The organism is Marinifilum fragile JCM 15579, from assembly GCF_001310955.1.
GTDB lineage: Bacteria > Bacteroidota > Bacteroidia > Bacteroidales > Marinifilaceae > Marinifilum > Marinifilum fragile.
This window is the reverse complement of record NZ_BAZX01000001.1, coordinates 232051-258934: the sequence shown is the minus strand read 5'-3', so window position 1 is coordinate 258934 and position 26884 is coordinate 232051. Positions and strand designations below refer to the sequence as shown.

At 35.1% G+C, this 26884-nt stretch carries 14 protein-coding genes; 4 read left to right on the top strand and 10 right to left on the bottom strand.

All coding sequences use genetic code 11. The features are described from left to right. Positions 1 to 70: 70 nt before the first annotated feature. The gene (locus tag JCM15579_RS01175; protein WP_054714538.1) at positions 71 to 1525 is read left to right on the top strand and encodes a monomeric [FeFe] hydrogenase; all 1455 of its coding nucleotides are present in this window, start codon (positions 71 to 73) and stop codon (positions 1523 to 1525) included. 150 nt (positions 1526 to 1675) lie between these two features. On the opposite strand, the gene JCM15579_RS01170 is transcribed toward JCM15579_RS01175, so the two are convergent. From JCM15579_RS01170 to JCM15579_RS01125, 10 genes are all read right to left on the bottom strand, one after another. Further along, positions 1676 to 2728 (bottom strand): endonuclease/exonuclease/phosphatase family protein, encoded by a 1053-nt coding sequence (locus tag JCM15579_RS01170; protein WP_054714535.1) that lies wholly within the window; start codon positions 2726 to 2728, stop codon positions 1676 to 1678. Next, positions 2725 to 4077, bottom strand: coding sequence for a hypothetical protein (locus tag JCM15579_RS01165; RefSeq protein WP_054714532.1), 1353 nt, complete (start codon positions 4075 to 4077; stop codon positions 2725 to 2727). Before JCM15579_RS01165 ends, JCM15579_RS01170 begins: the two co-directional genes overlap by 4 nt. Before the next feature lie 77 nt (positions 4078 to 4154). Beyond that, positions 4155 to 5216 (bottom strand): PorP/SprF family type IX secretion system membrane protein, encoded by a 1062-nt coding sequence (locus JCM15579_RS01160; RefSeq protein ID WP_054714529.1) that lies wholly within the window; start codon positions 5214 to 5216, stop codon positions 4155 to 4157. Positions 5217 to 5252: 36 nt separating this feature from the next. Continuing rightward, positions 5253 to 14801: a T9SS type B sorting domain-containing protein gene (locus JCM15579_RS01155; protein WP_054714526.1), complete on the bottom strand. Its 9549-nt coding sequence runs from the start codon at positions 14799 to 14801 to the stop codon at positions 5253 to 5255. A 327-nt stretch (positions 14802 to 15128) separates the two neighbouring features. Further along, on the bottom strand, positions 15129 to 16373 hold the full coding sequence (locus JCM15579_RS01150; protein ID WP_054714524.1) for a hypothetical protein: 1245 nt from the start codon (positions 16371 to 16373) through the stop codon (positions 15129 to 15131). 136 nt (positions 16374 to 16509) lie between these two features. Continuing rightward, positions 16510 to 16737, bottom strand: coding sequence for a hypothetical protein (locus JCM15579_RS01145; RefSeq protein ID WP_054714521.1), 228 nt, complete (start codon positions 16735 to 16737; stop codon positions 16510 to 16512). A 27-nt stretch (positions 16738 to 16764) separates the two neighbouring features. Continuing rightward, positions 16765 to 19203: an FtsX-like permease family protein gene (locus JCM15579_RS01140; RefSeq protein WP_083464484.1), complete on the bottom strand. Its 2439-nt coding sequence runs from the start codon at positions 19201 to 19203 to the stop codon at positions 16765 to 16767. A gap of 42 nt (positions 19204 to 19245) precedes the next feature. Beyond that, positions 19246 to 19929 carry an ABC transporter ATP-binding protein gene (locus tag JCM15579_RS01135; protein WP_054714515.1) on the bottom strand — a complete coding sequence of 228 codons (684 nt, stop codon included), beginning with the start codon at positions 19927 to 19929 and terminating at the stop codon, positions 19246 to 19248. A gap of 18 nt (positions 19930 to 19947) precedes the next feature. Beyond that, the gene (locus tag JCM15579_RS01130; protein ID WP_054714512.1) at positions 19948 to 22296 is read right to left on the bottom strand and encodes an ABC transporter permease; all 2349 of its coding nucleotides are present in this window, start codon (positions 22294 to 22296) and stop codon (positions 19948 to 19950) included. Between the two features lie 57 nt (positions 22297 to 22353). Then, on the bottom strand, positions 22354 to 23550 hold the full coding sequence (locus JCM15579_RS01125; protein WP_054714509.1) for an efflux RND transporter periplasmic adaptor subunit: 1197 nt from the start codon (positions 23548 to 23550) through the stop codon (positions 22354 to 22356). Positions 23551 to 23799: 249 nt separating this feature from the next. On the opposite strand from JCM15579_RS01125, the gene JCM15579_RS01120 reads away from it, so the two are divergent. From JCM15579_RS01120 to JCM15579_RS01110, 3 genes are all read left to right on the top strand, one after another. Beyond that, the gene (locus tag JCM15579_RS01120; protein ID WP_054714507.1) at positions 23800 to 25179 is read left to right on the top strand and encodes a sigma-54-dependent transcriptional regulator; all 1380 of its coding nucleotides are present in this window, start codon (positions 23800 to 23802) and stop codon (positions 25177 to 25179) included. After that, positions 25169 to 26527 (top strand): sensor histidine kinase, encoded by a 1359-nt coding sequence (locus JCM15579_RS01115; RefSeq protein WP_054714504.1) that lies wholly within the window; start codon positions 25169 to 25171, stop codon positions 26525 to 26527. The genes JCM15579_RS01120 and JCM15579_RS01115 overlap by 11 nt, the downstream gene beginning before the upstream one ends. A 104-nt stretch (positions 26528 to 26631) precedes the next feature. Further along, a complete protein-coding gene (locus tag JCM15579_RS01110) occupies positions 26632 to 26880 on the top strand; it encodes a hypothetical protein (RefSeq protein WP_054714501.1) in 249 nt (82 codons plus the stop codon). Positions 26881 to 26884 lie beyond the last annotated feature (4 nt).

Sequence of the window (26884 nt, the reverse complement as noted above, 5' to 3'; positions counted from 1 at the left end):
TTGATAGACTCGACATAATATCTACTTTTGCGGCAATTAAGCAATCTCACTATTTATAATTGTACACCAAATGGCCTACGTTGATAATACAATGATTATCAGAAGAGATCTGTTATCGAAAATGGCAGAACTTTTTAATGAAGGAAAATTTAAAGAAGGATTGGATCGAATTCCTTTAGAAATGGCACCTCGAAGAAAAAAAGATCTTGATAGATGCTGTGTTTTCAAAGAGCGTGTTATCATTAAAGAAAAATTAATTCCTCTTTTGGGATTTGATTTGGAAGATGATCGCGATGAATTAAAAACCCTGGCAGAATACGCAGAAGAAGCTCTGGAGAGAAAGAATCCAATCAACAAAATCCTTACCGTTGTTGATGAAGCTTGTACTTCATGTGTAAAAAACTCATACATAGTTACCAATCTTTGTAAAGGTTGTGTTGCTCATCCTTGTATGATGAACTGTCCGAAAAATGCAATTAGCTGGAATGGAAATGGCCAGGCACAAATCGATCCTATAACATGTATCAACTGTGGCATTTGTATGAACGTGTGTCCATATCACTCAATCATATTTATGCCTGTTCCATGCGAAAATTCATGTCCTGTTGGTGCAATTTCCAAAGATGAGTATGGTATCGAGCAAATCGATGAGGATAAATGTATTGATTGTGGTAAATGTATCACTGCTTGTCCTTTCGGATCGATTATGGAAAATTCACAAATTGTGGATGTAATGAAATCCATAAAAGATGAAGAGACAGAAACCATTGCAATTGTTGCTCCTGCAGTTATTGGTCAATTCAAATCGAGTACAGATACCGTATTGGGTGCTATAAAACAATTAGGCTTTTGTGATGTACTTGAAGTTGCAAAAGGCGCAAATGTAACAACAGAAAGAGAAGCTGATGAGTTATTGGAACGTTTGGAAAACAAAGCTCCATTTATGACTACTTCTTGTTGTCCTGCATATGTTTCGGCAACCGAAAAGCACATTCCTGAAATTCAGAAATATGTTTCGGAAACCAAGAGTCCGATGTACTATGCAGCTGAAATTGCAAGAGAAAAATATCCTAATGCAAAGATTGTATTTATAGGTCCTTGTATTGCCAAGCGTCGCGAAGGAATGAAAGATCCAAATGTTGATTACGTAATGACATTCGAAGAACTTTCAGCTCTATTTCATGGTTGGAATATTGAAATTAGCAAAGAGGAACCTTTACTTTTAGATAAAAGTATTTTGAATCACGGTAGAGCTTATGCAGCCAGCGGAGGTGTTGCTCAATCGGTTCTTGAAGTTAAACCTTACGTGAATATCAAACCTGTAATTGTAAATGGTTTGGATAAGAAAAAGATTAAAATGCTAAAAGCTTTTGGCAAAACAGGTAAAACAAGTGGAAACTTTGTTGAAGTAATGGCTTGCGAAGGTGGCTGTATTGCTGGACCAAGTTCCAATTTCGATCCGAAAACAGGAAGCAAACTTTACGAAAAAAATCTTGCAGCTTTAATTGAAAGTTTAGAAGATTAATATCGATAAAAATATTTCTAGTGCGGTAATGATCAATTACCGCACTAGAAACTAAATATTAGCTCACAAGAGATTTTTTAATACTCATTTAGGTTTGAATAGAAGTTCGTCCAGAAACTATAAACAACTATTAATGAGAAACAAGCTATATTATTTTCTCCAAAGGTCAAGAATAATGGGTAAGTGATCGCTAAAACCTCCATGGTACTTGTATCCCACAAACGTTCGGTAAGGTTTTAGCCCAAAATGAGTTTCATCTTTTTCCAATAAAAAATCGGGTGCAAACACACTCATTCCATCTTTATTGCAATACAAAACGGCAGATTTATTCATCAATGATCCTGATACAATAAACTGATCGAGCATTCCCCACTTCCCTTGGTACTTGTGACTGCCAATACTTCCATTCTTTACAAAAACACTGGCTAAATTATACAATTGCTGATCTTTAATTTCGTCAGCAATTTCAGTCGCTGCTAAAGTTTTACATATGGATTCATTCTCCGGATAATCATTAAAATCACCCATAATGAGAACATTTGCGTTTGGCGATTGCAAATAAATTGAATCTACTTTTTGCCTTACCAATTTTGCAGCGGAAATACGCTTTTGCTCCGATTCAAGCTGTCCTCCCCAACGCGAAGGCCAATGATTTACAAACACATGTAATGTGTCACTGGAGTGTAACTTTGCTTTCACATATAAAATCTCGCGGGTAGTAGATACTTTTTCTCCATTGTAAACCAATTGGATAAAGGAAGTATCTATTGGTTGAAATACTTCAGGTTGATACATCAAAGCAACATCGATCCCTCTTCTATCAGGCGATTCTCTATGAATGATTTGATAAGCTATTTTAGCCAAATGACCATATTCAAAAATCCCATCAAGTACAAAACGATTTTCGATTTCACACAGGCCTATAATATCTGGAAATTCCCATCCCCCAGCGGCCATTATTACTTTTGATATTTTATTGACTTTCTGTTGATACTTTTCCCAATTCCAATGCCTTACTCCAGTTGATAAAAACTCATTGTCCAGCTTTAAGCTATCATCAAAACAATCGAAACAATTTTCAACATTGTAAAACATGGCTCTAAAATCACCGCGCTTGTTCTCTTCCCTACCTTCCAAGATAGATTGTGCCGAGCCATAAAAACTCAAAAGGAACACAAAAAAAGCAAGACAAGTTCGTTTCATTCCTGACTATTATTAAACTCAAAAGTCCCCATATCCGGGCTTGAATCAGCAGTTCTTGAGTTATTGAGTAGATCATTTGGATACTCCGTGCCAATCTCAAGCTTTCCTGTATTTATACAAGGAGAGGTTTCACTAAGCATATAATTTCTTTCTTCAATCGATAAGAATTCAGGATCCTCATTAAAAATGCAGTCAGAAAATATTGAGGTATATTCATCCTGAAGCGATTTACTTAGTTTTAAGAGTGTATTTTCTACTTTCAGTCCAATTGTATTACCAACAACAAATTCGTCGCTAAAAGTTCCCCATACAATGCAATTACCAATATTGGACATATATGCCGAAGAATTTACAAGCTTAACAACTGGCTCAGTTCTTATATCAAAACTCCAAGCATTGTATAGTGTAGATTGAAATAAATTAAGCTCACCATTCTCAATTTTTAAACATTCGTTTCCACAATTTACCAACAACAAATCGTGAGCTTGCAGGTTCGCGTTTGTAATTGCAATTCCGTTTTCTGTAAAATTTCTGACTATTCCATATTCCAACTGTAACTCCCCACTGTTCCCTACATATTGAATTCCATTAATACCATCTTCCAGAATAAAATGACTCAATTGATTTGATTTACTACTTTCATTAATGCGAATTCCATTCCATTGGCCAGGTACATTTTCATACAGTTCCTCTAATCGCGAACTACCAAAATAAACAGGCTTTTCGAAGCTTCCTTCCGCTTTTAGTGTTCCTTGTATATCTAAACCTGCATTCTTCCCAAAATATACTGTAGTTCCTTCCTCCAATATAAGTTCAGTATTCTCCATTATTGAAATTTGCTTATTAAGCAAATAAGGCCGTTTTCCTGTCCAATTTTGCGAATTGACTATATCTTCCTCAATTAATACTACATCTTGGCTCCAAGTGCTTAAAATTACCCCTTGAAGATTATTATTTACATTAAACACCAAAACATCTTCGAGCAAAACTGCCTCATCAGTATCTTTTGGCCTTAAATCAACCTCTACAAATACGAAAAGACTGTCATTCGCTCCTATTTCAACATTGGCAAATCTTTCTTCAGCTGTTCCATTTACATTAAGTCGATATGGCGAATTCTCACCTTGTAAATAAATTTCTTGCAGATTTATTTTTTTTGAAGATTTGTTATACACCTTAAACAGCTTGGTAGTAGATCCAAATCCAGTAAAAAGAGTATCAAATTTTAGTGTATCCACCGAAAAACTTACACTAAAATCAGGATCAGTATTTAATCCGTCTTCATTATCGCAAGAGAAAATTGCCAACACAAAGCTTAAGCAGCATAGCAGATATAATATATTGCGCATAGAATTATTGTTTAGGAATTTGAAGATAAAAAAAATCCGGTAGTTCTGTATTCTACCGGATCTAAATTTCTTTTGACTTAAAAGAAAATATAGTTTTTACTTTTTCGTTTATGACGTTGCGTTTGGGTTTTACTAAAGTTGCGGTCGGCCGCCCTTCTTTCACGCATTCTGTTTTCGCGCTTCATCTTATTCGGAATATCAAAGTTGATTCCCAAAGTGATTTCATGAGTACCATCACTACTATCAGCAATCAGGTTATTGGTATAATGATCGTATGAATATCCAATGTAATATTGATTGTAGCTTACCCCAATCATTCCCACAATTTGATCATTTGCACGGTAAGATGCTGCCATCCAAAAATGGTTGATATACAATTTCAATGTTGCATCATAATACACATCTGAGTTCAAGGTTTTTCTCACAATTACCGATGGCTCCAAATCTACCAAATCCATTAAATGAAATGTATAACCAGCAGTGCCGTAAAAATGACGCATCATGATATTATCGGTGTAAATGTTATCACCAAGCTTTACCGAAGATTCGAACAGGTGGGCTGCAGAAAATCCTATGAAATAATCATCATTGTATAGATATACTCCAAAATTCGCATCTGGAACATAGGTTACCATATCACCTCCTGTGTAAAGAGGATCATTTACTGGTATATCGCGTCCATCAAATTTATACTGATAGAAAACGCCTCCCAATCCAAATGAAAGCTTGGTTCCAGCTTTTCCATAGCGACGTCTGTTTAATTGTAGGTGATAGGCATAGGAAAGCTCAATTCCTGTGCGCGATATGGCTCCATATTTATCATTGAAAAAATATCCTCCAACACCTACACCACGCTGCTTGTTTCGACGTGCCAGCGGATTTCCCATCACGTTACACGTAGTACATTTACCCCCTAAATTTTTGTTAAAACTTAATGCCTGCGTTTCAGGAGCTCCTTCAACCCCAGCCCATTGTTGCCTTAAACTTAATCTTAGTGGCGAATACATTCTACTCCCTGCCATAGCAGGATTTAACAAGAATCCATTCTCTACGTACTGACTGTAAAGAGGTAGTTGTTGCGCTTTGACTTGAAAGATTCCAAGCAAGAGAATACCTAATAAAATTAATGCTCTTCTCATTAGATTATAATGGTCAGGTTTTAAAGTTCTAGTTTACTATCTCAGAATGGTTACTGTTCCAATGATTGGTTTTTCATCCTCAACCTCCACTGCGTAATAATACGATCCAATTGGCAGTTTTACACTGCCATCATTACCTCTCCATGGTTCACCTTTATACTCGTTTCCAGTACCTGCAAATTTATACACAGCCTTACCCCAACGATCATAAATCACGATCTTCAGATCTTGGATAAACTCAATTCTTTCTATATCCCAATAATCGTTGTAACCATCTGAATTTGGTGTAAATGCTTTTGGTATGCGTATCCTGCGTTCAAATAAATATTCAACTACAATTGTCGTATCCAACGGACAATTATTAGCATCTTTCAATTCCAGCTTGTATACACCTCTGTCAATATCTTCAATAGTTTGAGACGTAAATCCTAGGGATATATCTTCCTTGAGCCAAGTGTATGAATAATCTTTTACTCCACCAGATACATTTACACCAATAGCCCCATCCATTGCATCGTAAGTAGTTGGCCTAATTACCTCTACTTCTATTGCCAATGATTCAGGTTCAAATATATCAACCTCCGAAACATCTGTACATCCCTGAGCATCAATAACTGACACTTCATATTTTCCAAGTTTAAGATCCGTTGCCTCTGCTGTATCTTGCCCATCAGACCAAAGGATTGTATAGTCAGGTGTACCACCAGTTATTTCTACTAATGCTCTTCCCGTTCCATCACCGTGACAATCAACATTATCCACATCATTAATTTGAGCTATTAATGTGTCTGGCTGATTTAAAGTAAACGAACCACTTTCGCTACACCCGTTATCATCAACAACAGTATAGTCATAAACGCCTCTTGTTAATTCCTCAATTCGCTGGGTAACACTACCATAGTTGTCCCAATCGATAATATAAGGCGCTGTTCCATTACTAATATTTAATTGAATCCAACCGTTTTCCAAACCATAGCATGTAGGATCTTTACTATCCTCAACCGCAACCAAAAGTCGCTCCGGCTCAGTAATCTCTATTTCAACATCTTCAGATTTACAACCATTTATGTCTGTGATATTTACAGTATATAGACCTGGAGCTAAATTTTCCTGATCCTCCATATTAACATCAACACCAGTTCCAGTCCAAGCATACTCATAACCAGGTGTTCCGCCTTTTGGTTGAATATTAATGTATCCATCATTCATTCCCGGACATGAAATGTTTTTCGTATTCACCTCAATATCCAGTAAATCTGGCTCTTCCACAATTACAGATAGTGTTTGCTCTTCATATCCCGGATCACCACCAGAATCATACACTTTAACATGATAAGTTCCTGCACTTAAATTGTTTATATTCTGGCTGGCACTCCTAAAATGATTATCACCCGACCAACTAAAAGTTAAATTTTCGGGATCACTAGCTCCTTCAACTTCCAGATTAATAGCTCCTTCCGTACCTCCCGGACAAGTGATGTGTGTTACCGATGAAGTATAAAGCAATAATTTTGAAGGTTCATGCACTTTCGTAACATCCTCAATTCTACAACCATTGGCATCTATTACGGCAACTTCGTACACACCCATTTCAAGCCCATTCACCGATATTGTTCCTGAGGTATTGTCAACTTCTGCATAAGAATAACCTTTCGGCCCAGAAATCAATACCGTATATGGTGCAGTTCCTCCTCCAAAATCTGCTGAAACAGTTCCATCACGCTCCCCTTCAATACTAATATCTGTATAATTAGCCTTAACATTCAAAACTATGGGCTCCGTAATTTGCTGATTACCAGAAACCGAACATCCTTTTGAAGTTGTAATGGTATAGGTATAGATACCTGGTTCCAGATTCATAATTTTCTTTGCTGAAGATAAAAATCCTTTTCCAAGATCATTGGTCCATTCCACGGTATAGTCTGCACCACCAGTATCTACCAATAATTCTATTTGTCCATCAGCTGCCTGGTAACAACTTACATTTTTAAAATTTTTAACACTAACAATAATAGGATCAGCTGGTAAAAGCTCAAATGTTGCATTTGCAGTACTTCCTCCATCACTCACAGAAAGCGAATAAGTTCCTGGTTCTAAACCGGATATATTTTTTCCACTTCCTGAATAACCAGATGGTCCAGACCACGAATACGTATAAGTCCCTGATCCTCCACGAGCAACCGCTTCCAATTCACCATCCGACGAACCAACACACCCCATTGGTTTTACCTGATCAATATAGGCAAACACTTGTCCGGGACTTTCAATAATCACAGACTTTTCAACTGTCGTACAAGATGATGCATCAGTAGCAACAACATTGTAAACTCCTGCTGCCAAATTCTCAATCAAGTAATAATTTTCATCAAAATTATCAGGGCTACTAAAAGTTCCACTTGGTCCTGTTACTGTAAAAGTGTAAGGCATTGTTCCTTCAAATAATTCCAATGCCAAAATTCCCTGATTTGTTCCGGCTATTTCAACATGTTGTTCTACCACAACACCAAGCTGAAGACTCAAACCTAGATCTAATTTTACTGTGTCAATTTGTGAACAATTTTTCTTGTCAGAAATTTGCAATGCATATTTTCCCGAAACTAGGTTTTCAATATTTTGCTCATATGATTTGTAGTCATTCGGACCAGTCCATGTATAGGTGTAACCATCATTTCCACCATACGGTGTAACATGAATAATTCCATCTTCAGATTTTTCACAAGAAGGTAAAACGATATCGGCAATTACAAATCCAATTTTGTTTGGTTCCCTTACAGTGATTTCTTTCTCGAATATACACCCATGGGCATCAACGATACGTAATACGTAATTCTCAGGGGCTAAACTTTTGAATATTCCGGTGCTTTCTTCCACTCCATCAAGGAAATAGCGGTAGTCAGGAGTCCCCTGCCCTCCCACTACAAATATTTCACCTGAATTCTCTCCATGGCAATTGGCATCATCCACAACCAACTCTTCTGCAATAAGTTCCGTTGGCTCATTCAGTTCCTGATCCTTTGATGCAGTACATCCAACCTTATCGGTAACTGTTAATTTATACAATCCTCCAGCTAATCCAGAAATATTAGTATCTGTAGAAGAATATCCATCAGGTCCGGTCCATGCATAGGAATAATCTGTAACTCCACCAGTTACAGTTGGAGTAAATTCACCATTTTTATCTCCGAAACATTTGAGATCCAATCCATTCAAATCAACAATTAATTCTGGATTTGAATTTATAGTCACATCTTCTTCTGTTGTTTTACAATTATTTCCATCTTGGACGAAAACTTTATAATCACCTGATGCCAATCCGGTAATATTTTTACTTGCTTGCAAATTGTTATTCAAATAATAGGATAAGCTTCCTGTTCCTCCCGAAGCATCAATCGAAATTTCTCCTTCATGAACTGTATAACAAGTAAGATCTTTCGTATCAATATTATCTATTAATAATTCGTAAGCATCAAAAACATTAACAATAGTATCAAACTCACATTTTTTACCATCTGCAACGGTTACGTAATATTTTCCTGGTTCAAGACCAAAAGCTGTACTTGTCCAATTGTCACTATCATCAGCAGAATCTACATCTTTACCAGATTCCGCTTTCCAGAAAAATGTATAATCAGGATAATTTCCGGTTGCATTTTTTTTAACTGTTGCAATTACTTGTCCATTACTCTGTCCGAAACATTTTACATTGTTGGCAGTAATTTCTAATGAAACAGTCGAAACTTCTCCCAGTGCAACTTCGATTGTCGATTCAATTTTACAATCTGTTCCATCATCTGCTATCGTATTTTTTCCATATCGAACTTCAACTTTGTAGAATCCATTTTTATTGACTTCGATTACCGCGTTGGTTTCTCCAACTAATTCGGTATAAGTACCAGCAGTTCCATCAACACTGTAATACCATTGGAAAGTAGTTGAGCTATTAATTGGAAATCCCTTAACATGATCTAACACAGCAATATCGCTACACCACTCTTCTCTTGGTTTATCAAAACTTTCTTCAAACGACGGTGGATTTTCGTCTCCACTAGAATCAGTTAATTCAGCAAAACCAATAGAATTATCATTGTCATAATGGTATTTAACTGGATGATCGATAGCACCAGAACCTGTAGTACCCTGAATATCAGTTAACGATGCATTGTAAATATTATTGAAAGTATCTGCTGGTTTGTGAAGTATTGCACGAACTCCAGGTGTACTTGCTTTTAGAAAAACGTAAGAACAACGAACACCTTCCATTTTTAAATCATTCACAACAGTAACTGTTTTTCCTGACTCAATGGTATTGTTCTCGTAACCCAATGTGAATTCAAGATTTAGGAATTCAGTATTTCCAAAAATCTTTCCTTCTTCCATAAATCTTACAGAACCAAAATATCCTTTTTCTGTATCTGCTCCGCTTGTAATATTAATAATACCATTATCCACAAAATCTACAAATCCGAAACGAACTTCACCATCGGTTTCACAATAAATGCCTCCGCCATTTTCGAAAGTAATGTATGAATCTGTACTTGTAAAAGTTAAACCTCCAGCAGTATTCATTATCATACTCCAACTTGTAATATTATTGGAAGTTACTTTAACAATGGAGTTTGTCATATCAAAAGAACGAACTGCATCAGAATCGTGTAATGACAATGATTTAAATTGACTTACAGTAAAATCGAAGCCTTGAGTAGAAACGGAACCTTCATCTATTTCCAAATTTCCAGAAGTAACAAAACCAGTTTGCCAAATCCACGATTGATCTTTTCCTACAAATCGAACATCACCATCCAGATTTTTATTGGCAAAATCAACATTTTTGATATCAGTTAATCCATCACCAATAAATTCGAAAGTTCCTTGCATGTCCAAAGTCATGCTATTGGCAAGATCCATAGAACCTCCCATTTGGAGTTTTGCAGTTACAGAAAAACTTGCATCCGGATCAATATCATCATTCCATGTCATGCTATGACATTTGGCATCAGCAGTTAACTCTACCAATTTACTTCCAAAAAATGAGTTAGCAGTAAAGAAAACATCATCATTAATTGTAGGTACACATCCTTCTTCGCTACCATCAGTCGCTCTACTCCAGTTTTCATGATTATTCCAATTATCATCCGCACCATTACCAGTCCAGTACAATGCAATGGGAGCAATTACTCCATCAACAGTCCAACCACTTGTATTTCCTAGATCGAAGGAATTGGTTGCGATGTATTTTATACCGCCAGAAATATCAGCATGAATATCTTTTAACTCCAGGAAATTTCCATTTACATCATTCTTTGCTACAAGAAACGTTTCATTTCCAACACCATCTCTTGTAGAGTGCAGATATATTGGTGCAAAACAACTACCATCAACAAGTAATTTATCTGTAGTAATAGTTCTGCCATTCTCTAATTTATATTCAAAACCTCTTGCCAATTCAAGAGTTCCAAATGAATTTTTCTTTCCTTTTATAATTCCATCACCTTCGAATAACAAATGCGATGCATAAACTTCAAAGCCAGAGAATCCACTATTGAACTCTCCTCCTTTTTCAAATATTATCTCATTAAATGACACATTATTTAAAGCAGATCCTAACAAAATAATATCCGCATTATCTTTTAATCTGATTACACTGTTATCAGTTTGGAATTCAAAACCTTGCTCGTAATTCTCATCCGCTAAATTGATATAAATTGAACGTCCCGAAACATCTTCGCTTCCATTTATTATCAAGTTTGAGTTGGTAATATCCAATCCTCTCGAGTTTATTCCTGCAGGAGTTTCAATTGAGGTTAAACTTTTACATTCAACTAAATTTCCATTCGCAATTAACTTACCATGACGAACAAACAAATCTCCTTCTGTCTGAAAATCAGAGTTCATTATCCAAACTCCACCTTTTCCATCGAACTCAACAACATTAGGAAATATATAATCAAATGTATTGATAGTTTGTGCCTCAGTTGCTCTGAAATAAAAGTCAACCACTGGTGATAAATCAATATCAAGTTGATCATTTAAAATGAACGAACCGTAAATGTAAACACCTGAAATATCAGTATCTCCCATTACAAAATTAGGTCGTGCGGTTTCAGATCCTGTCCAATCCATTGTTCTACAACGGATATCACCAGATCCTGTGCGAACATTTTGATCAAATCCAGTGAATGAATTTACATCGAAAAAAACATTATCCTTAGCTGTTGGCACACAACCATCCGCAACTCCACCTGAAGCAGCAGCACCTGAAGATGTTGCCCAATGGTTTGGATCATCCCAATCTCCTTCTCCATTAATCCAAAATAAATCTCTTCCTGTTGGTTCCTCTTCAAATTTCCAACCTGTCGTGTTTCCCAAATCCAATGATGATTTTGCAACAAATACATTGTCCGGGTCCGCATGAACATTTAATAAATTAACAGAGCTAACTTCTATATTGGTAACTCCTGCTTTAGCTCTGAATATGGCTGCGTCAGAACCTGAACCAGAAATATCAATCGTTCCTTCACATGCTCCATTGGCAATAATATTCTCGAATTCAAACTCTTGTCTACTTTCAAACACATAAGTTTTTCCTACTGCCATTTGAATACTTTGGGCCGTAAAACTCAATTTGGAAGGAGTTGGTTTTCTGAAATAGGTATTACCTTTAAATACCATTTCATTAAAACTTACATTATCTGCAAAAATATCAACATATGCATTTCCTGTTGGCTCTTCAAAAGTCAGGTTATTAAATGCTAAATCTTCATCGCCAGCAGAAACAATAAACTCTCCTGCCTTTGTCAATCGAACTTCCGAAGTTCCAGAAGAAAGTGTAAATGCTTCTGCAGAAACTTCAAACTTTTCAACTTTAAGAATTGTGGAAGATAAATTCAACGAACGTACATTATCTATACCATAATTAGAGTAAAATTCCTTGCTTTCAATTTCATTTCCATTGGTAGATAACTCACCTTGTTTCAGGTCAATCGTACCTGTTGTAATAAGATATGAAGTGATACTCCAGGAACTAGCTTTCCAACTGCCATCTTCCTGTTCGTTTCCGATGAAATTAAGATCGCTAATTAATTCAACTACACCAATATTAATCGTTTGAGGATCATTTTCAGCTTTAAAGTTTATTTCTCCCGAAAATAAATTCTTTCCTGCTGCCATGCCTGACATATCAAGACTACCAAATACATTTAATGGTTGATCGCCTGAAAAAGTCATATTAGTTGCAGCACTCCAAGTTATATTGTTACACTCTGCAATCCGTCCTCTTAGTGAAATATTAACAGCAAAACTACCTGTAACCTTAGCATCTTCAAAATATACGTTGTCTTTTCTGGTTGGAATACAACCTGTATCCCAGTTACCAGCTTCGAACCAATTATCATCAACATTACCTGTCCAATAAACGTCTCCGCCCAATAAATCATCAGGAAAAACCCAACCTTCATAGCCCGAAACACCAATAGATTCTCTAGCTTCCAAAACATTAGCCATTCCACCAACAACATTCACATCTTCAACTCTGACACGAACAATGTTCTTTGAATTTACATCACTATCAATGAATGCTACTCCGCCATCACCTTTAAGCGAAATGTTTTCAGAACAAGTACCAACAGCATTTAGGCCATCTATTTCCAAAATTTTCTGAGTACTTCCTGCCTGAAATAAATACTCTTTTCCTGCCGCAAAGGTGATATTATCAAATTGATGATTCCCAGAAAGCTTCGCACTTCCATTAAAAATCAATTCTTTAAAACCAGGATAATCTGATGCATTTTCATTGGTTAAAAACACCTGATTATCTTGAGGATGGAATAGAACTTTTTCATAAGTAATTCCATCGGTATTGTTATTATAAAATTCAGCACCGCTTTGGTAAAGAGTAATTTCTGATCCTGATCCTAAAAAGGCAAAGCCTGTTCCCTGAACATGCCAAGCTTTTAAAACTCCTGCATTGATATCAATTTTTGCATTCGCAATATTTAATGTCCTTGGCTCCGATGAATTTGACACAAATCGGTTTACATCAATTGTAAAATTAGCTGCATTTAATGTTCCCGAAATCAAATGTAATTCGTTTGCTACATCCAGTGCTGTACTTAAAGTATAAGTATTCGCTTTTGCATCTACCATTAAGGTTCCTGACATTGTAGCATTTAAAGAAATCGTACCTCCACCTTTCAATGTGGTTTGACCATCAAAATCCCAAATTGCATCTGTAGCCTTTAATGATGCATATATTTCCAGGTTTTTATTTCCCTCTAATGTAGATGTTCCTTGAATCTCAAGATCCTTACATTCTGCTGGAACATTAACATTCACAGTAACACCGTTAGGGATAATAGCATTATTATTTCTGGATGGGACACAATCTTTATCCCAGTTCTCATGATTTCCCCAATTGTTATCTCCTCCATTTCCGTTCCACGTATAATCATCTGAAGAAGGAGCGCCAAAAGTCCAACCCGAAGTTGCGCCCAAGTCATAGGAATTAAGTGCATTAAAAGGGGCTGCTGTACCTGTTGCAGTTACATTTCTAACCTTTAAGTAATCTAAAGCTACACCATCTGCTGAAATAAATCCTCCTGCAGAACCTCCTGTAATATTTATAAATGCATGACATTGCCCTATTGCAGTAAACAGGACATGAACATTTTGGATATCTTTATCTATAGTATAGGAATAACCCTCTGTAAATTCCAATTCTTGAAAATCATTTGGACCACTTAAACTACCATCTTTCTCAAACCTTAGTTTGTTAAAATTGGCACGTAAACTCGTATTAACAACAGCTCCTGAATTTCCAGAAAATATCACATCGTAAAAATCTATCTTTTCGCTACCTGATGTTTCAATACTTGAGTTATCTGATAAAACTTTTATTGTGGAATTACCTGCCTCGACATTTAGGTTATCTGTTTGAAAACTAAATACAGACTCTCCAGGTTTATTTAAGTTAATGGTAGCAGAATTCAAGTACAATTCTCTCGAAATGGTTGTATTCGAAACAATTCGTCCGCAATTCACTTCTGCTTCAATACTTAAAGTTCCTTGATTAAATTGGATATCATTATCCAAAATATTTAATGAATTGGTGATTCTCCATCCACCATTATTTTCAAAAATTAAATCACCATCGAATGTGTTCCCACCAAAATCAATTGTATTACCTAATGTATTTGCACGAAAATATAATGGTCGATCAAGGTCGATTACCATTTGATTGCTAAAAGTAACACCACCATATATTACCAAATAGTGAGCTGGATTGGCATCGGTTTTAAGTGTTGGCATATTCTTTACATTTCCCCAATGCATATTTGCACATCGAGCAACACTTGTAATTACAACCTCTGCACCAGGATCAGGAAATGAAAATTCATCGAAGTAAACATTATCATCCTTGTCTGGCAATAAAGCATCAGGATTTACTTTCCCTCCTGGCTGATCACTCCAATGCTGAATATCATTAAAGTTTCCTGAGCCTCCAATCCAGTAAAAATCACGTGCTTCCGCAGTAATATAAACAGTATGTAATAATATTAATAGTAAAAAACGTATACCATACCTTTTCATAACAAACAGAATTCTAATCAGTCAAACTCACCAATAGGTTAGATAAAATCAATTATTCTTTTCATGAAAGAACTTCTTGTTTTGACGAGAGAAAAACAAATAAGTTTCAAATTTGGGGAAAAATTTCAACATATTAATTATTACTCCAGATTATTTGCAGATCATTTTTTCACTTTATTCCACTAAGCTGAAAAAGTATTTTTTGATCTACAAAAATCGAACATCTGTAATTCATATTAAATCAAAAACTTAAAAAACCTGATCATTCTTTCGAACAATCAGGTTTTTCAATAGTTTTACGCGATTATATGCATTTTATCGACTTAATTAAAAGAACTCTATTTCTTGTATATCTTCCCAATCAAAAATCTTGCAATTATCATTTCCTGTAAAAATTAATATTCCTGCATTCTTCCCAGAAACATCAGTTTGGTCGCCTAAAAATAAATTTTGTCCACTTTTTAACTCTACCAAACAATAATTGTATGCTTTCGGAATAATCTTTCTCACATTTCTGAATGGTAACGAAAATTCCAGTTCATCGTTAAGACCATTTAAAATTTCAGAATCCATTGCCTCATCTAAATCGTAAACAATTACACCTTCAAAAGTTTCTCCCTCATTGTTAGTTATCTTACCGTACAACCTTTCCGAGTCATTAAATTCAGAAAAACAAGTCATTGCACTTTGGGGAAGTGGCAATAAATCAAGGGATAAAAAGTGTTTCCATGTAAAGTCAATACGTCCAACATTTGGTATGGTGACAATTATGCCCCTGTTATTTCGTGATACATCATTCGAAGATCTTAACATCAAATTACGACCTGATAGCAAGGTAATTCTTGAACCATTCTCCTCTTTTTGAATTTTACTGATTTTGGTAAATGGTATATCCATATCACCATCACGGCTTTCTCCATCCAATTTATCCTGTAGTAATCTTTCATCATGATCCCATTGAATGAAGCCTGTAAACTCGCCTATTGTAGTGGTAATTTTACCATAAATCGGTTCTCCAAAATTTTCAACAGGCTGCTTCTCTGGAGAATAAAAATTTACAACATCAATTCTGTTCCAATCTATTTTAAGCAAACCCAATTCATGATCCATGATCCAAACCTGATTGCCAACATCATTAGATCCACCTGATAAGTTTATGAATTTTCCTGTTTTAAGCTCCAAATTAACAGATTCCCTTCCTGTGATAGAAATGGATTTAATATCACCAAATCGGCATTCAAATTTTCGATTAAAAGCACTGTAGGATTGCTCATCACTGTATTCCACTCTATACCAAGATGTTCTTCTTTTTCTTTTGTATTCAACTACCCTCTTTTTTTCTTCCTTTATATATTTCAAATATGGATTTTCTATCTTTTCAGAATTAAAAACATCCGTTAAAAATACTTCTTCATCATTCCATCTGATTGGTCCTTCATAAACATCTCCATCAACCGTAGTTATAGAGCCATATAAATAGCAAGGATAATTTTGTGCCTTAATACCTAAAGCACTCAATAGAATAGTAAAAAACAAAGAAAAAAATAATACAATCTTACTTAGATATTCCATATTCGCAGCTTTTATTGTTCTGAATCGATTGTATGACGCACAACCTATGCATTAGTTACAGCTGCAAGGTAATTTTATTTTTTTCGGAACAAAACTTGAATGTATTTTGAATTTTCGGAAGGCGTAAATATCTGTATCAATTCCCAGGCTGATCATAATCGGCTATTAATTTTTTAAGCTTGTAAATTTTCATCAAATCCTCTGCGATCCCATCCTCAGGATTAAAATTCGCATCATCACTTACATCCCACAAAAAAGACTCTAATCGATATTGAACACTTATTTTTCGATTAGCAAATTTCACTTCCACTTCTGCCACCTGTTCATCATCAGTAAACGGAATTGGCACACAAATTTCTCTCATATTTATTAGGTATTAGGTTAGGTATAATTATTCATATTTAATTGCATTTACCGGATCGGCAGAAGCCGCCCTGTAAGATTGCCATGAAACTGTAAATACGCCAATCACCAAGGATACAATTAGAGTAAGGAAAAATATCCACCAACTAATTTCTATGCGATATGAAAAGTCATTTAGCCACGAATTCATCGCCCAATATGCAATTGGAATAGCAAGAATATTTGCTATAAGAATTAATCGAACAAACTCCTTGGTTAAAAGATTTACCAATTGATTTACCGAAGCACCCAGCACTTTTCGGATACCTAGCTCTTTGTTTCTCTGCTCTGCCATAAATGAAGACAGACCAAACAAACCAAGAGAGGCAATTAAAATGCTCAACAAAGAAAAGATCGAAAATATCCAGGTTAATCTTACTTCAGAATCATAATTCTTCCTCAGCCTTTCATCCAAAAAGAAATAATTGAAGGCCATTTTCGGACTAAATTTATTCCAAACACTTTCAATATACTTTATACTTTCCTCTCTGTTTTCCTGATTTAGCTTTACATACAGAACTCTTCGATGACTAGGATTTTCACTTACTAAAAAGTTGATTGGTTCTATATTTTCACGCAATGGTCGATAATGAAAGTCAGCAACAACACCAATCACCTCTCCTTTCATGATATCGTCATCATCTTCCTCTCCTTCCAATTCAACACCCAATTGCAACTTTTTACCTACTGCATTTTCATTCCAGTTGAACTTTCTTGCTGCAGCCTGATTCACTATGAATGCGCTAGAGGTATCCGAAGCAATTTTCCTGTCGAATTTTCTGCCTTGCATGATCTTCATCTGCATCATATCCAGATAATCAAAATCAATCACACTAAAATTAAGTACATATTGCTCCATTCCTTCTTCTCCCTCGTACAAATGCACCGTTTTCGCTCCATCAAATCCTATAAGAGAGTTTGAAGTTGCAACCGAGTTTATATTTGGATTTTTCCGCAATTCATCTTTTAATGGTTCAATCTTGGTTCGCATTAATGAATCTCTAACAATACTAACCAAAACATCCTCTTTGCTAAAACCCATATCTTTGTTATTCATGTAATTTAGCTGCACTCCAACGATTATAGTTCCACTTATCATTATGGCTGAAACAGTAAATTGTGAAATAACCAAAAGCTTTCGAAGCAATCCTCCCGCTTTTCCTTTTATGGTAGAACCTTTTAAGATAGTAGCTGGATGGAAGGATGACAGGTAAAAAGCAGGATAACTACCAGAAACTATTCCCAATATCAATGCTAGTACTATACTAAACACCAATATTTCCGGAGTTTCGCTAACCGAAAGCGATAAATCTTTATCCACCAAAGAATTAAAAAGCGGTAATATTAACTCAACAACAATTATCGCAATCATCAAAGCCAGAAATGTTAGCGATAAACTCTCCATCAGAAACTGACGAATTAAAGTATCGCGATGGGCTCCTACAACTTTTCTAACACCTACTTCTCTAGCTCGCTTTGATGAACGAGCTGTAGCCATATTCATGTAGTTAATCCCAGCAATTGATAAAATAAAAAAGGCTATGGCTGATAATATAAATATGTATTTAACATTTCCTGTAGGTGCATCCCATTGCAGATCTGACTTTAAGTGAATATCGGCAAGTTTTTGAACGATCAGATGATATTCTACCCCCAACTTATCGCCCACCGATTTCATATACTTATTATAATACAAAGGAAATTTAGATTGTAGTGCATCTATATTGGTATTCTTCTTCAACAACAAGAAAGTGTAATTACTAAAATTCCAAAATGTTATTGGTTCAGTACTATTAAACTCCTCTACTCCACGAATAGATTCGAGAGTTTTCATAGAATAAAATCCACGAAATTTAAAGTGACTGTTTCTCGGAATATCTTTCATTACACCAGTAACCGTAAAAGAGTTATTCTCACCAACAATTAAAACTTTTCCTATCGGATCCTCATCACCAAAATACCTCTTGGCCAAAGTTTCATTTAAAACAATGGTATATGGCTCACTAAGTGCCTTATCAGGATCACCCTGAATTAAATTATAGCTAAAAACCTTAAAGACGCTTGAATCAACGTACGCAATTCTTTCTTCATAAAATTCTATGTCGTTATATCGAAACTGCTGTCGCCCTGATCCATGAATTCTAACAAACTCTTCTACTTCAGGAAATTCTTGCTTGAAAGTTGGCCCAAAAGGCATAGATGATGTAGCAACTCTGTCGCGTTTGCCATTAAGCGTAAAATCAGATGCCAGCCTTACAATTCTCTTATGATTTACATTGTACTTATCGTAGGATAATTCCTCTTGTATAAATAGCACAATAAGAATTGCACATACCAATCCCACAGACAATCCAACTACATTTAGGACTGTATAAAACTTATTTCGATTAAAATTTCGAATAATAGTAATTAAGAAATTTTTAAACATATCAATTCCATTAATGAAACAAGTAGATGTGGGCTTGGGATCTTATAATTTTTGTCTCATATTTTCCGTCACTACATGACCGTCAAACAGTTGAATAATCCTATGGCTTCGATCTGCATCAGATGGAGAGTGAGTAACCATTATAATGGTAGTCCCTTCTTCATTTAGCTGTGTCAAAAGGTTCATAACCTCTTCTCCGTTAGCTGAATCGAGATTACCAGTAGGCTCATCGGCAAGTATTAATTTAGGATTTGAGATAACAGCTCTTGCGATAGCCACTCTTTGCTGCTGTCCACCAGATAATTGCTGAGGAAAATGTTTTGCTCTGTGTGCAATTTTCATCCTTTCCAAAGCTTCAGTCACTCGTCTTCTTCTCTCAGAACCAGATACTTTCATATAAAGCAAAGGCAGCTCAACATTTTCAAAAACAGTTAACTCATCAATTAGATTAAAACTTTGGAATACAAAACCAATGTTTTCCTTTCGTAGGTTAGTTCTTTGACGTTCTGTATAATTTTCTACCTGATATCCATTAAAATGTAATTCTCCTTCACTTGGATTATCCAGCAAACCAATAATGTTTAATAGTGTAGACTTTCCACATCCCGAAGGCCCCATAATGGCAACAAATTCACCTTCGCTGATCTCTAAATTCACATTATTAAGAGCAGTGGTTTCCACCTCATCTGTTCGGAAAATTTTAATTAAATTTTTAGTTTTAATCATAGCCTTTTTATTTATAATTTATTCGTATTTCAAAATATGTGCAGGAGCAATTTTAACCAAACGTGCTATCTGCTTGTAAATGGTTAGAAACGCAATTAAAAGCGATAGAACCGCTGCCAGAACAAATATCCCAACCCCTATTTCAATTCTGTAAGCAAATCCATTTAACCACCATTCCATAGCAAAAAATGATATGATCCACGCAATGGCAATTGATAAAACAATCCACCTTAAAATTTCTTTATATAACAACTGGAATACATTGTCAACATCAGCTCCAAATACTTTTCGTAATGCCACTTCTCTTGCTTTATTTTCAGTGATGAATGAAACCAAACCGAATAATCCAAGACTAGAAATAATAAATGCAATTGCCGTGAATGAGGCAAACAATTTTCCCATTCTTGATTCTGCTTGATAGAAATAATCAAAATCTTCTTCTAACAATCTATAATTGAATGGAATATTTGTAAACTTCCGGTTCCAAACCTTTCTTATTTTATTGATTATTGGATCTTTATCTTCACCAACCCTAATTCCTATATACTTAAAAGATTTTGGGTTTCTCATCATTATTAAAGGGTCAACGCCAACTTGTAAACTATTAAAATTAAAGTCCTTTACTATTCCAATCACTTCTCCTGTATAATTCCAAAGACTTATTTTTTCGCCTATGGTATAAACCATGCCCATTTTTTCTGCAGCAGACTCATTAATTATGAATTTCAATGTATCTTCTCCAAACTCTTTCGAAAAACCACGCCCTTGTATCACATCCATTTCAAATGTTTCCAGGAAATCAAAATCGACAAATGATAATTGAAACAGGACTTCCTCTGAATCTTCTTCCTTATTAGGCCAATTCACATCCCATGTTGAGTTCAGAAAATTAACCGGCATTTGGTTGGCTGCTGTCACCCAATGCACTCCCGGAATCTTTAACAATTCACTTTTCAGCTCTGAATATTCCTCGTAAAAATCATCCAGCATTTCAACATACACTATATTATCCTTGTTATAGCCAACATCAGAATCTTGTAGAAAGTTCAGTTGTTTATATACCACGCAAGTGCAAATAAAAAGTGTAATTGACATGGTAAACTGAATAATTACCAATATTTTTCGTAACATGGCTGAATCTTGCCTAAACACACCTCTTATCACTTGAATTGGTAAAAAGGATGAAAGGAAAAGTGCTGGATAACTCCCAGATAAAACTCCAGTACTTAAAACAATTAAAACTACTGCGATTAAAAACTTCAAATTTCCTGGATTTAATGTCAACGTTCTATTGGTAAGATCACTAAAAACAGGCAATAATAACTCAACAAAAACAATAGCTAACCCAAGTGCAATGGTTGTAAACACTATTGACTCAGTTAAAAACAGTCCAACCAAACCTCGTCTTTGGGCTCCCACAACCTTTCGAATTGCAACTTCCCTGGCTCTTCGTTCAGAACGGGCAGTAGCCAAATTCATATAATTAAAGCAAGCTATCAAAAGTATTAGTACTGCAACCAATAAAAACACCTGAACATACCATATTGGACCAGCTTTGTTTTTGCTAATCGAATACAAGTGATACTTCTCAAATGCCTGTAAATCCAACTCTACGTTAGAATATGGAATTCGCTGCTGCACATGTTTTCGGATGTTTTCAGCCAAATATTTACTATTGGCTCCATCCTTCAACTTTACAAATGTATGAAAGGAGTTTGCTTCCCAATCGTTTAAATCATACTCCCAATACTCTTTAAAAAATTTAAATGGAAGAAAAAAATCGTAATGTATTGAAGAGTTTTCCGGTGCATTTTCTATCACTGCACCTACTACAAATTGATAGTTTGAATTAATCTCTATACTTAATCCTATGGGATCAATATCTCCAAAAAGCTTTTCTGATAATCTTCGGCTTAAAACAATTGTACTTTCATTCTCCAAAGGACTTATATAATCACCATACAAAACTGGAATGGAGAATATTTTAAAAAAATCTGGATCAACAATTTTTCCTCCTGTTTCAACAACTGTTTTTCCATTGGAAGATAATACCAATTGCCCCCATGTACTTACCAATCTCGAAGAATATTCAACCTCCGGATATTCTTCCTTTAAAGATGCTGCAAGAGGGCTTGGCGTTGAATACACGGAAAAAATATCCCCATCAGCATATTTTTGATTTTCATAAACCGTATATATCCTATCTACATTCTTATGATAGGTGTCAAAACTAAGCTCATAATTTACCCAAATCAGTATCAAAAGTGTACAAGTTACTCCTGTAGCCAATCCTAAAATATTAATTATAGAATACGCCTTTTGCTTGTACAAATTACGAATAACAGTATTGAGTAAAATTTTAATCATCAGTTTACTTTAAAAGTAATTTCTCAGATTCGCCATACAGTTCATAACTATTTGTGATTACCTTTTCACCTGGCTCCAAGCTTCTAAAACCTCATAATATTTTGGATTCTGATTTCCTAACTTAATTTCTCTTCTTACGGCAAATTCTCCCGAAGGATCCACGACAAATATCCATTGTCCACCAGTGCTTTGAAAAAATCCTCCCCTTGGAATCAACAATGCTTCTCTTGGTTCTCCTAATTCTATTTTCGTTCTGAAAGTCTGACCAGTTCGTATTCCGTTAGGTAATTCGCTGGCGAATTTCAAATCAATTTCGAATTGACCATTTCTAACCTCTGGATACACCTTTGATACAACCAATTGATATTCTTTCCCATTAAATTTAAAACTTGCATTTAAGCCTTTATTCAATCTAGCAATATAAAGCTCATCAACCATTGCATTGATCTTGTAATTATCAAGCACATTTACCTGCCCAAGTCTCTGCCCTTTTGATTTAGACTCTCCAAGTTCAGCATTTAATGCTCCCAACTGACCACTAACAGGTGCTTTTACGTTCAAATTTTGCAATTTTTCTCGTACCAAATCCAGATTATCTTCCATCTTTCTCAAGTTCGATTCCAGTCTTTCAATTTGAATGGTTCTGGAAAGCGAATCGGTCTTTTGGCGCTCCAATAATAAATCTCTTACTTTTTTGTGATAAAAATAATCATCTCTTGATGCCTCAAATTCTTCTTGTGCAATTAGATCTTTTTCGTAAAAAGTTTTGTTTCGAGTATATTGTCTTTTGCTCTTCGCTAAATTTAAATCAATATCCAGCAAGTTGCGCTTAATATTTAATCGATCTTGTTCCATACTCAAACGAGTATCTCTTAATCTATTAACCTGCTCAGTAAAAGCTGCTTCCGAATTCAAAATTTGCAAATTCAATTCCGAATTACTAAGGCGAAGAATAACATCACCTTTTTTCACCATACTTCCTTCCTCCAGTAAAATCTCTTCTACCCGACCTCCCTCAATGGCATCCAGATAAACCGTTGTTATTGGATTTACTGTACCGGTTCTGGCAATGTACTCCTGAAAATAATCGTTTTTTACATCAGCAATCGAAAGTGTTTCTTCATCTACTCTAAAACTTAATCCTGATGTTCCTAAAAATGCTGAGTAGAGAATAACTATGGCAATTACACCAATAGCCAGATACCAATTTTTCTTTCGAAGATACCATGGCTTCTTCTCAATAATTCTATCCATATTTTTTTGACTTGTTATATACCTTTTTCAAACACGCCCAAATAATAACCACTTTCATGCCAAACACAACTTAAAATTGAATTACAACTACTTAAACTAAATCAACACCAAAATCCTGTCCAAAGTTTGAACGAATTCAATACACGAACTGTTCGATTACGTACATCATTTTTTTATTTCTGAAATTTTAGTAATAACTTGAGTCCAGATTTAAACAAAATAAATTGAACCTACAAATTAATAGATATTATGACATCACAAAAAAGCGGAAAAATATTGGCCATTGATGACAATGAGGATATATTGTTTTCACTTAAACTACTTTTGAAGCAGCATGTAGAATTAATACATACTGAATCCGATCCTGAAATGATCCCTAAACTTATGAAGCAAGAAGAATACGATGTTATTCTTTTGGACATGAACTTCACAAAAGATGCGATTAGCGGTCAGGAAGGATATCATTGGCTAAACAAAATAATTGAAATCGACCCGAGAGCTGTAGTTTTGTTTATTACAGCATATGGAGATATCGAAAAATCAGTTAAAGCAATAAAGGCAGGTGCTACTGATTTTATCCTTAAACCTTGGCAAAATGAAAAATTACTAGCTACAATATCTTCTGCCATTAAATTGCGCAAATCCAAAGAAGAAGTTAGCGAACTTAAAACCAAACAAAAGGAATTAAATGCAGTTCTCGATCAACCATTTAATGATTTTATTGGTACATCTCCTGAAATGCAGCAGGTATTTCAAACCATTACCAAAGTTTCTAAAACTGATGCCAATGTATTAATTCTTGGTGAAAATGGAACTGGTAAGGAGTTGGTAGCCCGAGCTCTTCACAGAAACTCGAGTAGAAAAGATGAAGTTTTTGTTAGTGTGGATTTAGGATCAATTAATGAAAACTTATTCGAAAGCGAACTTTTTGGTCATGTTAAAGGTGCATTTACTGATGCCAGAGCTGACAGACCTGGAAGATTCGAAATTGCTTCGGGAGGTACACTTTTCCTTGATGAAATTGGGAATTTAAGTTTGCCAATGCAGGCAAAACTTCTTACCGTTTTAGAAAGAAGAGAGGTAATTAGAGTTGGATCGAACAAACCAATTCCAATCGACATTCGCTTAATTTGTGCTACCAATATGCCTTTAAAACAAATGGCATCCGAAGAGAAGTATCGCCAAGACTTATTATATAGAATAAATACAGTAGAAATTGACCTGCCTCCACTTCGTGAGCGTTATGAAGACATTCCTTTGTTGGCAAATCATTTCCTCGAAATTTATTCGAAGAAGTACAAGAAGAGAATAAGTCCTTTATCTAAAGCATGTATCAATAAACTATATGATTATGGCTGGCCAGGTAACGTTCGTGAGCTGCAACATCAAATGGAAAGAGCGGTTATTATGGCTGACGACAAAAACCTTGAGCCATCCGATTTTCAAATCAGTATGGACAGAAGCCAGCAAGATGATGTTGAATTTGATTCCTACAATCTCGAAGAAGTAGAAAAAAATATCATCCAAAAGGTTTTAAAAACAAATAAAGGAAACATATCTAAAGCAGCAGGCGAACTTGGATTAACAAGAACCTCTCTATACCGAAGATTAGAAAAATATGGTCTATAAAAGCTTTCGAATTAACTTTATTATCAGGATTATCGTTCTATCAGCAACGATATTCCTATTATTTTACCTAGTCGCCCAAAAAAGTTTATACTTTACAGCGAGCCTGACTTTTATTGCCATAATTTATCAGGTTTACGAGATAATTAGGTATGTTGAGAAAACAAACCGTTTACTTAAAAATTTTCTGGAATCTATTCGATATTCGGATTTTACCAGAAATTTTCAAGTACAAGGATTAGGCAGTTCTTTTGATAAACTACAGGAGTCATTTAATGCTGTAATAACTGATTTTCAAAAAATAAGGGCCGAAAAAGAGGAACATTACTTTTATCTGCAAACCGTTATTCAGCACATTGGTATTAGTTTAATAGCTTTTCATCGCGATGGAAAGGTTGAAATGATTAACAATGCTTCTAAAAAACTGTTTCAAATTAGTAATCTTAAAATGATTCAGGATTTAAAATCCTTTAGTCCTGATTTGGTTGAATCCTTATTAAGCTTAAAACATGGTGAAAACACATTAATAAAGGTTAATGACAACGACGACATTTTGCAATTGGCTGTTTACGCAACCGAATTTAAAATCAACAATCGTCAAGTTATTTTGGTATCTATAAAGAATATTCAGTACGAATTGGAAGAGCAAGAGATAGAATCCTGGCAAAAACTAATTCGTGTACTGACACATGAAATCATGAATTCTATTACTCCAATTTCATCTCTATCTACTACTCTAACTACTATACTCGATGATTTTGGAGAAAACAACACAAATCGTTTCGAAGAGCAAGATTTGGAAACTCTAAACGAGGTAAAAATGGCATTGGAGACCATTCATAAAAGAAGTGCAGGACTTCTTCACTTTGTAGATACCTATCGTAATCTTACAAAAATTCCTAAGCCTAATTTCAGCATTTTCCAGGTTCAAAAGCTATTCGATAACATTCATCGATTAATGGAGGAAGAAATCAAGAGAAATGGAATTGAGTGTGAAATAAGCATTAATCCACAATCCATAGAACTTTCGGCCGATGAGCAATTAATTGAACAAGTGTTGATCAATTTGATCAAAAACTCAATTCATGCTGTGGAACATACCAAAAATCCTAAAATTGAATTAAAGGCCTACATGAATACACGAGGCCGAATTTCAATTCAGGTAAATGACAATGGACAAGGAATTATTAAAGAAGTTTTGGACAAAGTATTTATCCCATTCTTTACAACAAAACCAAAGGGTTCAGGAATTGGATTGAGTCTTTCAAAACAAATTCTACGCCTGCATGGAGGAACAATTACAGCTCATTCTGTACCTGATGAACGTACCAGTTTTACCTTAACTTTTTAATTAATGCTGTAAGAATTAACATTCTAATAATTTTAATTTAAGAAATTCTTTCATTAAATTTAAAGGGCAAATATATTTCTAACCCTTAATAAAATATACAGCATATGACTAAGACAATCACATTTAATGAGCTAAGACAAATTAAGGATCGTTTGCCAGATGGCAGCATGCAAAGGATTGCGGAAGATTTACAATTAAACGTAGAAACAGTTAGAAATTATTTTGGTGGAACAAATTTTGATGAAGGTAAAAGTACTGGAATCCATGTTGAACAAGGCCCTGATGGAGGGATTGTTGAACTCGATGATACTACAATTTTAGATCACGCTTTCCGTATTTTGGAGGATGCCTAAAAAG